Below are 13,610 nucleotides of genomic sequence, written 5' to 3'. Positions count from 1 at the left end.
GTGTTTTTTTTTTGAACACCTATGTCTATTAGTGAGTTTGTTGATATGTGTTGGGTGTGGGGCGCGTACTCCAAAGGGCTGGCTGGGTTTTTGGTGGGGGGGGCGGGGGGTGCCCGCGGCCCCCCCCTTCGTGTATCGGAACGCCAATGTCTCGGGGCAGCGCCTGCGCGAGGGAGCCACCCCAAGCGTCACACGCACAATGATGAGGACCAGATGACGGTGAAGCCCCTCTACCGACGTGTCTTGCTGAAAGCGTCGGGCGAAGCGTTGATGGGCGAGCAGCATTTCGGCATCGATGTGTCGGTGGTCGATCGTATAGCCGCCGACATCGCCGAGGCCCGCGCCTTGGGCATCGAGGTCGGCGTCGTCATCGGCGGCGGCAACATCTTTCGCGGCGTTGCCGTTGCATCAAAGGGCGGCGACCGCGTCACCGGCGACCATATGGGCATGCTTGCCACGGTCATCAACTCGCTGGCGCTGCGCACCTCGCTCAATAAGATCGGCGTCGATGCCGTGGTGCTATCGGCGATCGCCATGCCCGAGCTCTGCGAAAGTTTTTCGCAACGTCAGGCAACCGCCTACATGAACCAAGGCAAGGTCGTCATCTTCGCCGGCGGCACCGGCAATCCGTTCTTCACCACCGATTCGGCTGCAGCCCTTCGCGCGGCCGAGATCGGCGCCGATGCGCTGTTCAAGGGCACCCAGGTCGATGGCGTCTATTCGGCTGATCCCAAGAAGGACCCGGATGCGACACGCTTCGAGCGCATCAGCCATGGCGAAGTCATAAAACGCGGGCTTTCGATCATGGATACGGCGGCGATTGCACTTGCGCGCGAAAACAACATTCCGATAATCGTCTATTCAATCCACGAGAAGGGTGGTTTCGGTGATATCCTGCGTGGCGGCGGCCATTGCACGGTTGTCGCCGACGATTAATCCGGACCATGAACCCGAAAAAGGGACCGGTTCGCGGATTGAGCCTCGAACAGGGTTTTACCCTCAAGGCAGTGAACCCGGGCTAACGGGTCGAGGAGACGATGATGAGTGGCGAATACGACGATCTCAAACGGCGCATGGACGGGGCGATCGCCGCGTTCAAGCATGATCTGGCTTCGCTGCGCACCGGCCGCGCGTCGAGCAGCCTGCTCGACGCCATCCAGGTGCAGGCCTACGGCACCGCCATGCCGATCAACCAGGTGGCAACCGTGTCGGTGCCGGAGCCGCGCATGATCTCGGTTTCGGTCTGGGACAAGTCGATGGTCAGCGCCGTCGATCGCGCCATCCGTGAATCCAATCTCGGCTTCAATCCTATCGTGGACGGAACCAATCTCAGGATCCCGTTGCCCGAACTCAACGAGCAGCGCCGCAAGGAGCTGGTCAAGATCTCGCACGGCTATGCCGAGAATGCCCGCGTCGCCGTGCGTCACGTTCGCCGGGACGGCATGGACTTTCTGAAGAAGGCGGAAAAGGACGGCGACATCAGCGAGGACGACCACCGCAAACGGGCCGACCAGGTTCAGAAACTAACCGACGAGACGATCAGCACCATCGACCACCTGCTTTCCGACAAGGAAGCGGAAATCATGCAGGTCTAGGGTCTGGCCAAGGCTGGCCCGGAAGCGAGAACATGGCAACGCCCGCGCATGTCGCGATCATCATGGACGGAAACGGACGCTGGGCCAAGGCGCGCGGCTTGCCGCGGCTCGCCGGTCACCGTGCCGGCGTCGAGGCGCTGCGCAAGACGGTGCGCGCCGCCCCCGGCCTCGGCATCTCCTTCCTGACCGTCTACGCTTTCTCGTCGGAAAACTGGTCACGGCCGAAATCCGAAGTCAGCGACCTCATGGGCCTGCTGAAACTTTTCATCCGACGCGATCTGGCCGAGCTGCACCAGAGTGGGGTGCGGATCAGGGTCATCGGTGACAGGGCAGGGCTGCAGCCCGACATAAGAGGCCTGCTCGAAGAAGCCGAAACGCTCACTCTCCGCAACGAGGCGCTGACGCTGGTCATCGCCTTCAATTATGGCGGGCGCGACGAGATCGTGCGCACGGCGCGCAAGCTCGCCGCGGCGGTGGCGCGCGGTGAGATCGACAGCGAGGCGATCACGGCCGAATCCTTTGCCAGCTCGCTCGATACAGAGGGCATTCCGGATCCGGAACTGGTCATCCGCACCAGCGGCGAGCTTCGGCTGTCGAATTTCCTGTTATGGCAGGCTGCCTATAGCGAGCTCGTTTTCCTGCCTTGCTACTGGCCCGACTTCAGTCGCGAGCACCTGTCCGATGCACTGCGCGATTTCGCCGGCCGCGAGCGCCGCTTCGGCGGACTTGCCGCCCAAGACGTCGCCTCAGGCTGAGGGATGAGCAACCTTCAGCTTCGCGTCATTTCGGCCGTCGTGCTTGCCGTCGTCACGCTTGGCCTGACGTGGCTCGGCGGACTGCCCTTCCGGCTGCTTTGCGCCGCCATGGCGGCGGTGATCTTCTACGAGTGGACGCGGATGAGCCGCCCTGTTGCCCCGGCAGGTGTTAATGCTACGAAAGGTCTCGGCTTTCTGCCCGAAGCGCTGATCGTGGTCTTTGTCGGTGCCCTCATCGCCGGCCTGCCTGCGTCTTTGCTGCTGCCGCTCGTCGCGGCTCTGGTTGCTGTCACTGCCATCGCGGCATCGATGCGCAAGGCAGGACGGTGGGAAGCATCCGGCCTCGCCTATGCGGCCGTGTCGGGCCTGTCGCTGGCCTTCTTGCGTGACGGCGACCGTTCCGGGCTGCTGGCCATTCTCTTCCTGTTCGCCGTGGTTTGGGCGACCGACATTTTTGCTTATTTCGTCGGCCGCTCCGTCGGTGGTCCAAGGCTGGCGCCGTCGATCTCGCCGGGCAAGACGCGGAGCGGGGCGCTCGGCGGAGCGGTCGGCGGCGTGGTGGCCGGGCTGCTTCTGGCCGCCGTCGCCGGAACGGGCAACCTCGTCGTGCTTGGCGTGGTCGCACTGGTGCTTTCGATCGTCGCGCAGGCCGGCGACCTGTTCGAATCATGGGTCAAGCGACGCCACGGCCACAAAGATTCCGGCACGCTGATACCCGGCCATGGCGGCATCATGGACCGGGTCGACGGGCTTGTCGCGGCGGCTTTCGCCCTATACGTCATCGGCTGGATTTCCGCGACCGCCGATCATCCGGCACAGGGGCTGTTTCCGGTTTGAGCGGCATCGTCGGTGGGCCGGCGCGGGCTGCGCCATGGATTCGCCTGGATTGATGTCACAGTCGCGGCGTACCTGCGCCGTGGATGAATTTGAGGTATGAATTGAACGAGATTCTTCACGCGGTTTTCAGCACGGAGGGCTTTGTCCTCGGCACGCTGGTGCCTTTCCTGTTCGTGCTGACCGTGGTCGTGTTCGTCCACGAAATGGGCCATTACCTCGTCGGCCGCTGGTGCGGTATCGGCGCAAAAGCCTTTTCGATCGGTTTCGGCCCTGAGATCATCGGCTTCAACGACAGCCGCGGCACCCGCTGGAAGCTTTGCGCCATACCGCTCGGCGGCTACGTCAAGTTCGTCGGCGACATGAACGCGACGTCAAGCCAGCTCAGCTCGGAGGAGGTCGAGGCGCTGAGCGACGAAGAACGCAAGGTCGCCTTCCACACGCAGCCGATCTGGAAGCGCGCGGCGACGGTCGTGGCGGGGCCGCTGTTCAACTTCCTGCTGACGATCGCCGTCTTTGCCGTGCTGTTTTCCGTCCATGGCCGGCCCGTGCTGGAGCCGATGGTGGCTGAGGTCACCGTCGGCAGTCCGGCAGCGGCGGCCGGCATCATGCCCGGCGACCGATTCGTCAGCGTCGACGGCAGCAAGGTCGAGACCTTTGCCGACGTCCAGCGTCTGGTTTCTGGCCGCGCCGGCGACAGCATCACCTTCGTCATGCTACGCGGCGGCAAGGAAATCACCGTCACGGCGACGCCGCGCTTGATGGAACAACAAGACGCACTGGGTAACAAGGTCCAGGTGGCCGTGATCGGCGTCGTCAACAACAAGGAACTCGGCCAGCCGCGGCTGATCACCTACAGTCCGGCCGGGGCGGTCGGGGCAGCGGTCCAGGAAACCGGACACGTCATCCAGCGCACCGGTCAGTTCCTGCAGCGTTTCGTTGTCGGTCGCGAGGACAAGTGCCAGCTGGGCGGCCCAATCAAGATCGCCAAGATGTCGGGTCAGGCGGCAAAGCTCGGCTTTGAATGGCTGGTGCAGCTTGTTGCATTCCTGTCAGTCGGGATAGGGATTCTGAACCTTCTGCCGATTCCCCCCCTCGACGGAGGGCATCTTCTGTTCTACGGCGTGGAGGCTGTCATCCGGCGGCCGGTGTCCGAACGGATGATGGAAATGGCTTATCGGAGTGGCCTCATCCTGGTGCTCGGCTTCATGGGCTTTGTTTTCTGGAACGATCTGTTTGGGTGCTGAAATCATGAAGAAATTTGGCTTCAGCGCGAGCAATGTTGAGACGCCGTTTACCATGCGTGGGGATATGCGTGACGCGAAAGCCACGCCACAGGGTTAAGTAAATACAAATTAACCAGAAGCCTTGCGTGTAGGGAAAATCCGGTTAATACGGTAGGGGAAATTACCGCACGTCCGGTTTTCTCGCCGTGGGGACTTCGAGAAAAGGTACAAAAGCCCGATGAAGGCAGCATCCAAGTTTCTGAGCGCCGCGTCCGCGGTGGCTATGTCCGCCGCTCTGGTTGTGCCAGGCGCGCTCGCAGTGCAGTTCGTTGCCACATCGGCCGCCGAAGCGGCTGTCGTCTCAAGAGTGGAAGTCACCGGCAATCAGCGTGTCGACGCCGACACCATCCGCAATTATGTGCCGATCAAGCCCGGCAAGGCGTTTTCCAGCTCGGACATCGACGATGCGGTCAAGGCGCTGTTCGGCACCGGGCTGTTTTCGGACGTGCAGATCAACCAGGTCGGCTCGACGCTGGTCATCAAGGTTTCCGAATACCAGGTCGTCAACCAGGTGCTGTTCCAGGGCAACAAGAAGCTCAAGGACAACGCGCTTGAAGCCGCGGTGCAATTGAAGCCTCGCGGCACCTTTTCGCAACAGCAGCTCGATGCCGATGTCGAGGCGGTCAAGGCCGCTTACAGGCGTATCGGCCGCGACGACGCCGCCGTGACCACCCAGATCATGGATCTCGGCGACAACCGCATAAACGTGGTCTTTAACATCAACGAAGGCGGCCGCACCCAGATCGCGGCGATCAATTTCGTCGGCAACAGCGCCTATTCGAGCCGCCGGCTGTCGGACATCATCTCCACCAAGCGCTCGTCCTTCCTTTCGTTCGTGCTGCGCGACGACGTCTATGACGAGGACAAGTTGCGCGCCGACCAGGAGCTGCTGCGCCGCTTCTATTACAATCACGGCTATGCCGACTTCCAGGTCGTCTCGGCTGTCGGCGAGCTCGACGACACCACCAACAAATACACCGTCACCATCACGGTGCAGGAGGGCGAGCGTTATACGTTCGGGGATGTCAGCGTCGAAAGCACGATCCCCGAGGTCGACAGCAAGTCGCTTGAATCGGTGGTCGAGACCCACAAGGGCGATGTCTACAACGCCAAGAACGTCGAGGACACGATCATCGCCTTGACCGAAAAGGTCGCTGGATCCGGCTATGCCTTCGCCCAGGTGACACCGCGCGGCGACCGCAACTTCGAGAACCACACGATCTCGGTCGTTTATACGGTCGACCAGGGTACCAAGGCCTATATCGAGCGCATCGAGATTCGCGGCAACGATCGGACGCGCGACTACGTCATTCGCCGCGAGTTCGATGTCAGCGAAGGCGACGCTTTCAATCAGGTCCTCATCCAGCGCGCGAAGAGGCGGCTGGAAGCGCTCGATTATTTTGAAAAAGTCGAAATTTCCACCGTTCCGGGTTCTGAGCCGGACCAGGTTGTGCTGGTGGTCGATGTGGTCGAGAAATCGACCGGTGAGTTCACGGTCGGCGCCGGTTATTCGAGCGGCGGTGAAACGTCAGGTCCGTCCGTCGAAGGCTCCGTCAGTGAGCGCAACTTCCTCGGTCGCGGCCAATTCATCAAGGTGGCGGCGGGCGGTGGCAAGAACTCGCGCGACTACAGCTTCTCTTTCACCGAACCCTATTTCCTCGGGCGCCGCATCGCGGCCGGCTTCGACATCTACAAGCAGAGCCGAAACTACGACCATTACGACAGCGACACGACAGGCGCGACCGTTCGCTTCGGGCTGCCGATCACCGACAATATCACGACGCAGCTGGCGTATAACATTGCGCAAGAGAAGTACGAGTTCGACGAGGGCTGCGTTCCCATTATCAATGGTGGCACCTGCGACGTCTCCCAGGCGATCGTAAACGGCGTTGAAGAGAGCCCATGGCTCAAGTCCTCGGTCAGCCTCGGCCTGATCTACAATACCATCGACGACATGAAGAACCCGCATGACGGTATTTATGCCAATGTCGGCACGGAAGTGGCCGGCGTCGGCGGCGATGCCAAGTTCATCAAGGTCACGGCGCGCGGCAGCATTTATCAGACGCTGTCCGAACAATTGGATCTGGTGGGTCTCATTTCGGGCGGCGCCGGCCATGTCCAGGGATATGGCAGCGGCGATCTGCGTGTCTTCGACCATTTCCAGAGCAGCGAGCGCATGATCCGCGGTTTCGAATACGGCGGGATCGGCCCGGTTGCTTTGGACAACAGCAATGACCATCTCGGCGGCACCACCTACTTCAATGCCTCGGCGGAAGCGCAGTTCCCGCTGCCGGTCATCCCGGAAAGCTTCGGTTTGCGCGGTGCGGTCTTCGCTGACGCGGCAACGCTCTACGGCAGTAAGATTGCCTCCAATCTCGTCAATCAGTCGACGACCGGCATGGAATGGCGCGCCTCTGTCGGCGTCGGTTTGATGTGGGCGTCGCCCTTCGGCCCGATCCGCATCGACTATGCGATCCCGGTCAAGAAGGAAAAGACCGACGACGTGCAGGAATTCAACTTCGGTATATCGACCCGCTTCTGATGCGCGGGTAACGATGCTTCCGGGTCGTTTGAATCCGGAAGACGGTGATCCGACACTACAGCGCGGCGCGTCCTATCGGACGAGCAAAGGACGCTGTAGCACTTTGATTTGCGCATGATCCTTTCCGAGGATCGATTTCCGATTTTCGGGGTCATGCGCTAGCTGGATATTGCTTCTGGAATGACCGATCCGGTGTTCTTCGCGCCCTCACGCCGGTATACGGCCGGCGAAGTCGCGAATCTGACCGGTTCGACGCTTGTCGATTCCGGTCTCTCCGATGTATCGATCGAGGCTCTGGCGCCTGCCAATGAAGGCGGCGAGAACGCACTTGTCTTCGTCGATGGCAGGCGCAATTTCGCGCTGATGCAGTCACTGCGGGCGGCAGCGGTTCTCTGCCCTGCCGAATTTGCCGGCAAGGCGCCGGCGGGCATTGCGGTTCTGGTGCATCCGCGCCCGCAGCAGGCTTTCGCAATGGTCGGGCGTCTGCTTTTCCCGGCGGCTGCGACGCCTGGACCGATGACCGGCGAAACCGGTATCTCGCCGCACGCCCATGTCGATCCGACCGCCCATGTCGAGGCCGGTGCGATCATCGAAGCAGGCGCGGTCATCGGGCCGCGCGCCGCCATCGGCAGCGGAACCGTCATTGCCCCGCATGCGGTTATCGGTCCTTCCTCACAGATCGGCCGCGACGGCTATGTCGGTCCAGGTGCCAGCGTACAATATGCGTTGATCGGCAATCGCGTCATCATCCATGGCGGTGCCAGGATCGGCCAGGATGGCTTCGGCTTCGTCGCCGGCGCCAAAGGTCCGGAGCGGGTTCCGCAGATCGGCCGCGTTATTATCCAGGATGACGTCGAGATCGGGTCGAATACGACTGTCGATCGCGGCGCTATGTCCGACACGATCATCGGCCAGGGCACCAAGATCGACAATCTGGTGCAGATCGCGCACAACGTTCGCATCGGCCGCAATTGCATAGTGGCCGGGCTTTCGGGTATTTCCGGGTCCGTGACGGTGGGCGACAACGTCACCATGGGCGGCGGCGTCGGCCTTGCGGATCATTTGACCATCGGATCCGGGGCCAAGCTTGCCGCAAGAAGCGGGTTTATGAGCAATGTGCCTGCAGGTGAGATTTGGGGAGGATATCCGGCGCAGCCGATGGCGGAAGCCATGCGCGAGATAGCGGCCTTGCGCAGACTTGCACGGACGCGCAAACAGGGTGAGGGGGGAAATGGCTGACATCGCAGCGGCGACGCTCGAAGCGGTTGACATAATGCGGCTGATGAAGCTCTTGCCGCACCGCTATCCGTTCTTAATGATCGACCGTATCGTCGACATAGACGGCGACGAATCCGCCATCGGCATCAAGAACGTCACCATAAACGAGCCGCATTTCCAGGGTCATTTCCCGGACCAGCCGGTCATGCCCGGCGTGCTGATCATCGAAGCGATGGCGCAGACGGCCGGCGCCATCTGCATCCGCAGCCTTGGAACGGAAAAGCCATCGCTGGTTTATTTCCTGACCATCGACAACGCCAAATTCCGCAAGCCGGTCGTTCCAGGCGACCAGTTGAAAATCCATGTGAAGAAAATCAAGAAACGCGGCAATCTTCTCAAATTCGCCTGCGAGGCCCTCGTCGATGGCGCCAAGGCGGCGGAAGCCGAGATCTCGGCGATGATGGTCGCAAGCGGCTGATAAACGAATGCTAATGAAGATACAGACAGTCATCCATCCATCGTCGGTCATCGAGGCAGGCGCCCAAATCGGCGAAGGCGCCCGCATCGGGCCCTTCTGCCACGTCGGCCCCGACGCCGTGATCGGCGACCGCGTCGAACTGGTCAGCCATGTCTCGGTGATGGGCGCGACTACCATCGGTGCATCGACAAAGGTCTATCCGATGGCGATACTGGGCGGGCCGCCGCAGAACACCAAGCACAAGGGCGGCCGTACCACGCTGGTGATCGGCGAGAACTGCACGATCCGCGAAGGCGTCACCATGCATCTCGGGACCGATTCCAGCCGCGGCGAGACGACGATCGGCGACAACGGCAACTTCCTTGCCTATGCCCATATCGCCCATGACTGTGTGGTCGGCAAGAATGCCACCTTCGCCAATCAGGCGACGTTAGGTGGCCATTGCGAGGTCGGCGACAATGTCTACATCGGCGGCCTTACCGCGGTTCATCAGTTTGTCCGCATCGGCGACAACGCCTTTCTCGGCGGTTGCTCGGCGATCGTCGGCGACGTCATTCCCTACGCCATCGCGGTTGGCAACCGCGCCAGCCTTCGCGGCCTCAACATCATTGGCCTGAAGCGCGCCGGACTGCCGCGTTCCGAGATCCACTTGCTGCGCAAAGCCTACAAGACGATCTTCGATCGCTCTCGGACGGTCGGCGAAAACATCGAGTTCGCCAAAGCGGAATTCGCCTCGTCGCCGACCGCCATGAAGATCGTCGATTTCATCGCCGGTCGCGGCAAGCGGCACTATGCCGTGCCGTCGCTCAAGGGTGGCGACGGCGACGATACCGATGATCAAGACTGAGGGCAGATGACGAAGATTGAGGCTGCCGGAAAGGGCCTTGATCTCGCGCAAGATGCCAAGGTCGGCATCATCGCTGGCGGCGGCAGTCTCCCGGTCGAAATTGCCCGAGCGCTCGCCCGGCAAGGCAAATCTCCCTTCGTCGTGATGGCGGCGGGCGAGGTCGACCGCATAGCTGATTTCGAGCCCTATGAGCAGGCAACCTTGAGGCTGGAAGACGTCGGCTCGCTGCTGCCGATGCTCAAGCGGCACCACGTTACGCATCTGGTAACCGCGGGTCATATCACGCGCCGCCCCAGGCTGAGCGCCATGCGCCTCAATTTAGGCCTGCTCGCCTGGCTACCCAGCCTTCTCGTCGGTGTAACCCGGGGCGACGACACCGTGCTGAAACTGTTCGTGCGCAGGATCGAGCGCAGCGGCATCAAGGTCGTCGGCGCTCACGAGATCGTGCCGGAACTGGTAGCCGCCGAAGGCCTGCTGACCAAGGCGGCGCCCCGCAAATCCGACTGGCGCGACATCGAGGCGGCGCATGCGGCGGCAAAAGCCATCGGCGCGCTGGATATCGGCCAGGCGGCCGTTGCGGTCGGCGGCCGCGCCATCGCGCTGGAAGGCGTCGAAGGCACAGACGGGCTGCTCGAGCGAACAAAACAGTTACGCGGGCACGGCAGGCTGGCGGGCCGGAGCCGCGGTGTTCTGGTCAAATGCGCCAAGCCCGGTCAGGAACTGCGTGCCGATCTGCCCTCCATAGGCCCGCTGACCGTCGAGGCGGCGCATGCCGCCGGACTGGCCGGCATTGCCGTCGAAGCCGGCCGCTCGCTGGTGCTCGAAGGCCCCGCCACCATCGGGCGTGCCAATGCACTCGGCCTGTTCGTGATCGGCCTGCCTGCTGCGGAGCCGGCGCATGGCGAATGAGCGGCCGTTGAAGATAGCCGTCGTCGCCGGCGAGGAGTCCGGCGACCTGCTTGGCGCCGACCTTGTGCAGGCGCTCAAGCGCTTGACCGGGCGCGAGGTTCGGCTCGTCGGCATCGGCGGTCGCCATTTGCAGGCGCTCGGCTTGGCGCCATTGTTCGACGGCAGCGAGATCGCGCTGATGGGGCTTAGCGCCATTCTGCGCGACCTGCCGCGCTTGATGCGGCGGATCGGCCAGACGGCGAACGCGATTTCCGGCGAAAAGCCCGACTGCCTCATCACCATCGACAGTCCGGATTTCTCGTTGCGCGTCGCCAAGAAGGTGCGTGCCGTCGATCCGACGATCCCGATCGTTCACTATGTCTGCCCCAGCGTGTGGGCGTGGCGGCCGGGCAGGGCGGCGGCGATGAAGCCGTATGTCGACCACATTCTTTGCATCCTGCCGTTCGAGGTGAAGGAACTCGCTCGCTTAGGGGGGCCGCCCGGCACCTATGTCGGGCATCGCCTTGCACATGATCCGGGTATAGTTAGTGCCGCCAAGGCGCAGGCGCAGCCGCGTGACCTGTCCGCCGACCGCGTGAAAACGTTGCTTGTATTGCCCGGCTCGCGTCGCGGCGAGGTGCGACGCTTGGTCGGGCCGTTCGGCAAGACGGTGTCGATCCTGCGGGCGCGCGGGCACCGCCTGCGCCTGTTGCTGCCGACGGTGCCGCACGTCGCCGACCTGGTCAGGACCTCGGTGGCAAGCTGGGACGAGAAGCCGGAGATCATCCTCGATGCCGAACGCAAATGGCAGGCCTTCGGCAAGGCCGATGCGGCGCTGATCGCATCGGGAACGGTGTCGCTGGAATTGGCGCTGGCGGGTGTGCCGATGATCTCCTGCTACCGGCTCGATCCGGTCATGCGCATGGCGCAGGGGCTCATCAAAGTGTGGAGTGCAGCCTTGCCCAACCTCATCGCCGACCGGCCGGTCGTGCCGGAACACTACAACCAGTATGTGCGGCCGCATTATCTGGCGCGGCAGCTGGAGGCGCTGTTCTCCGATACCGCCTACCGCGCTTGGCAGAAGGACGGTTTTGCCGAAATCGCCGGGCGCATGGTGACCGACAAGCCGTCAGGCGAGATTGCTGCGGGGGTGGTGATGGGGATGGTGGGGAGTAGGTAGTGAATGGTGAATAGTAAATAGTATTTGCTATGGACAGGGAGTTGCGCTCCGCTTCACCATTCACCATTCACCATTCACCATTCACCATTCACCATTCACCATTCACCATTCACCATTCACCATTCACCGCTTCGCGATCGGCACGTAGTCCCGTTCCGGCGCGCCGGTATAGAGCTGGCGCGGGCGACCGATCTTCTGGTGCGGGTCCTCGATCATCTCCTTCCACTGCGCGATCCAGCCGACGGTGCGGGCGACCGCGAACAGCACGGTGAACATGGTGGTGGGGAAGCCCAGCGCCTTCAGCGTGATGCCGGAATAGAAATCGACGTTCGGATAGAGCTTCTTCTCGATGAAATAGGAATCGGTCAGCGCGATCTTTTCCAGCTCCATGGCGATGTCGAGCAGCGGATCGTCCTTGATGCCGAGCTCGCCCAGGACCTCATGCGCGGTCTTCTGCATGATCTTAGCGCGCGGGTCGTAGTTCTTGTAAACGCGGTGGCCAAAGCCCATCAATCGGAACGGATCGTTCTTATCCTTGGCGCGCGCAATGAATTCCGGGATGTGATCGACATGGCCGATCTCGCCCAGCATGTTCAGGGCTGCCTCATTGGCGCCGCCATGTGCAGGGCCCCACAGACACGCGATGCCGGCGGCGATACAGGCAAAGGGATTGGCGCCCGACGAGCCGGCCAGGCGGACGGTCGAGGTCGAGGCGTTCTGTTCGTGATCGGCGTGCAGGATAAAGATACGCTCCATCGCGCGCGCCAGCACCGGGTTGATCTTGTATTCCTCGCAAGGCACGGCGAAGCACATATGCAGGAAGTTGGCTGCGAAATTCAGCTCGTTCTTCGGATAAATGAACGGCTGGCCGATATGGTATTTATAGGCCATCGCCGCGATCGTCGGCATTTTGGCGATCAGCCGCATCGAGGCGACCATGCGCTGATAGGGGTCCGAGATGTCGGTGGAATCGTGATAGAAGGCCGACAGCGCGCCGACCACGCCACACATCACCGCCATCGGATGCGCATCGCGGCGGAAGCCGGTGAAGAAGCGCGACATCTGCTCATGCACCATGGTGTGGCGCGTCACCCGGTAGTCGAAATCGTCCTTCTGTGCCTTGGTCGGCAGTTCTCCGTAGAGCAAGAGATAGCAGACTTCGAGGAAGTCGCCGTGCTCGGCCAGCTGGTCGATCGGGTAGCCGCGGTGCAAAAGAATGCCGGCATCGCCATCGATGAAAGTGATTTCCGATTCGCAGCTTGCCGTCGACGTAAAGCCGGGATCGTAGGTAAAAACGCCGGTGGTGTTATAGAGCGAACCGATGTCGATGACATCAGGTCCTACCGAACCGCTTCGTATCTTGAGTTCATGGGTTTTGCCGCCGAGTTCCAGTTTTGCCGTCGACGCTTGGGTTTTGCCGCCAAATTCCATTTTTGTCGCAGGTTCGGTCATAGCAAACTCCTTTTTGATTCCTCAGGCCGGCAAAGCAAAAATATCTGAACCCAACACGTCCAAAGCATCGGAATACGCACATTTGCGCCCGCAATTGAATCTGCGCGCCAGATTAGGCCAAGACCCAATGTTGCACTGCGAAACACACCTTTCAATGCCAATCTTCTTGGGCCAGTTTCCTAATCGATTTGATCGGCGATCCGCGCCAGGCTTTCCTCGCGGCCAAGCACGGCTAGCAGATCGAAGACGCCTGGCGAGGTGCTTTTGCCGGTGAGCGCGGCGCGCAAAGGTTGGGCCACGGCGCCGAGTTTGTGGCCGCCAGCCTGCGCATAGGCGCGGATCGCGGCTTCCGCCGAGGCGGCAGACCAGTCCGAAACCGTGGCCAGTGCCGCGTGAGCGCCCCGCAGGATTGCGCGCGCCTCGCCGCCGAGCAGCGCTGCTGCCTTTTCGTGGGCCCGCAGCCGCCGCGGGCCCCCAAAGAGAGACTCCAAGACGACCAAAGCGACCCGCGGCGAGGGCCGCGCCCAGAACACAC

12 protein-coding genes and 1 pseudogene are annotated in these 13,610 nt (G+C 62.0%); 11 read left to right on the top strand and 2 right to left on the bottom strand.

Annotated elements, in window-relative coordinates; translation table 11 throughout:
* The first annotated feature begins 213 nt into the window (after positions 1-213).
* From pyrH to lpxB, 11 genes are all read left to right on the top strand, one after another.
* On the top strand, positions 214-936 hold the full coding sequence (pyrH, locus tag NKJ08_RS36250; RefSeq protein ID WP_352777664.1) for a UMP kinase: 723 nt from the start codon (positions 214-216) through the stop codon (positions 934-936).
* Positions 937-1,040: 104 nt separating this feature from the next.
* Positions 1,041-1,595, top strand: a complete 555-nt coding sequence (frr, locus tag NKJ08_RS36245; RefSeq protein ID WP_084642476.1) for a ribosome recycling factor — start codon at positions 1,041-1,043, stop codon at positions 1,593-1,595.
* Between the two features lie 32 nt (positions 1,596-1,627).
* Positions 1,628-2,350 (top strand): isoprenyl transferase, encoded by a 723-nt coding sequence (locus NKJ08_RS36240; RefSeq protein WP_352508486.1) that lies wholly within the window; start codon positions 1,628-1,630, stop codon positions 2,348-2,350.
* A gap of 3 nt (positions 2,351-2,353) precedes the next feature.
* The gene (locus NKJ08_RS36235; protein ID WP_352777662.1) at positions 2,354-3,187 is read left to right on the top strand and encodes a phosphatidate cytidylyltransferase; all 834 of its coding nucleotides are present in this window, start codon (positions 2,354-2,356) and stop codon (positions 3,185-3,187) included.
* A 101-nt stretch (positions 3,188-3,288) separates the two neighbouring features.
* Positions 3,289-4,431 (top strand): RIP metalloprotease RseP, encoded by a 1,143-nt coding sequence (gene rseP, locus NKJ08_RS36230; protein WP_352523575.1) that lies wholly within the window; start codon positions 3,289-3,291, stop codon positions 4,429-4,431.
* A gap of 217 nt (positions 4,432-4,648) precedes the next feature.
* The gene (bamA, locus tag NKJ08_RS36225) at positions 4,649-7,012 is read left to right on the top strand and encodes an outer membrane protein assembly factor BamA (RefSeq protein WP_352523577.1); all 2,364 of its coding nucleotides are present in this window, start codon (positions 4,649-4,651) and stop codon (positions 7,010-7,012) included.
* A gap of 180 nt (positions 7,013-7,192) precedes the next feature.
* Positions 7,193-8,251 (top strand): UDP-3-O-(3-hydroxymyristoyl)glucosamine N-acyltransferase, encoded by a 1,059-nt coding sequence (gene lpxD / locus NKJ08_RS36220; protein ID WP_352523580.1) that lies wholly within the window; start codon positions 7,193-7,195, stop codon positions 8,249-8,251.
* Entirely contained in the window at positions 8,244-8,708 is a 465-nt protein-coding gene (fabZ, locus tag NKJ08_RS36215) for a 3-hydroxyacyl-ACP dehydratase FabZ (RefSeq protein WP_023674942.1), read from the top strand. The genes lpxD and fabZ overlap by 8 nt, the downstream gene beginning before the upstream one ends.
* Before the next feature lie 13 nt (positions 8,709-8,721).
* Complete coding sequence (gene lpxA / locus NKJ08_RS36210) at positions 8,722-9,555, top strand: acyl-ACP--UDP-N-acetylglucosamine O-acyltransferase (RefSeq protein ID WP_352523581.1); 834 nt, start codon at positions 8,722-8,724, stop codon at positions 9,553-9,555.
* Between the two features lie 6 nt (positions 9,556-9,561).
* Positions 9,562-10,464 carry an LpxI family protein gene (locus NKJ08_RS36205; protein ID WP_352523583.1) on the top strand — a complete coding sequence of 301 codons (903 nt, stop codon included), beginning with the start codon at positions 9,562-9,564 and terminating at the stop codon, positions 10,462-10,464.
* Complete coding sequence (gene lpxB / locus NKJ08_RS36200) at positions 10,454-11,623, top strand: lipid-A-disaccharide synthase (RefSeq protein ID WP_352777657.1); 1,170 nt, start codon at positions 10,454-10,456, stop codon at positions 11,621-11,623. Before NKJ08_RS36205 ends, lpxB begins: the two co-directional genes overlap by 11 nt.
* A gap of 123 nt (positions 11,624-11,746) precedes the next feature.
* On the opposite strand, the gene gltA is transcribed toward lpxB, so the two are convergent.
* Together gltA and NKJ08_RS36190 are read right to left on the bottom strand one after the other, a co-directional pair.
* Positions 11,747-13,075, bottom strand: coding sequence for a citrate synthase (gltA, locus tag NKJ08_RS36195; RefSeq protein ID WP_352523587.1), 1,329 nt, complete (start codon positions 13,073-13,075; stop codon positions 11,747-11,749).
* 179 nt (positions 13,076-13,254) lie between these two features.
* Positions 13,255-13,610 (bottom strand): annotated as a pseudogene (locus NKJ08_RS36190) (glutamate--tRNA ligase); the annotation flags it as partial.

The organism is Mesorhizobium sp. M0244, from assembly GCF_040321795.1.
GTDB lineage: Bacteria > Pseudomonadota > Alphaproteobacteria > Rhizobiales > Rhizobiaceae > Mesorhizobium.
The sequence above is the reverse complement of the archived record's forward strand: the minus strand, read 5'-3'. Positions and strand labels throughout refer to the sequence as shown.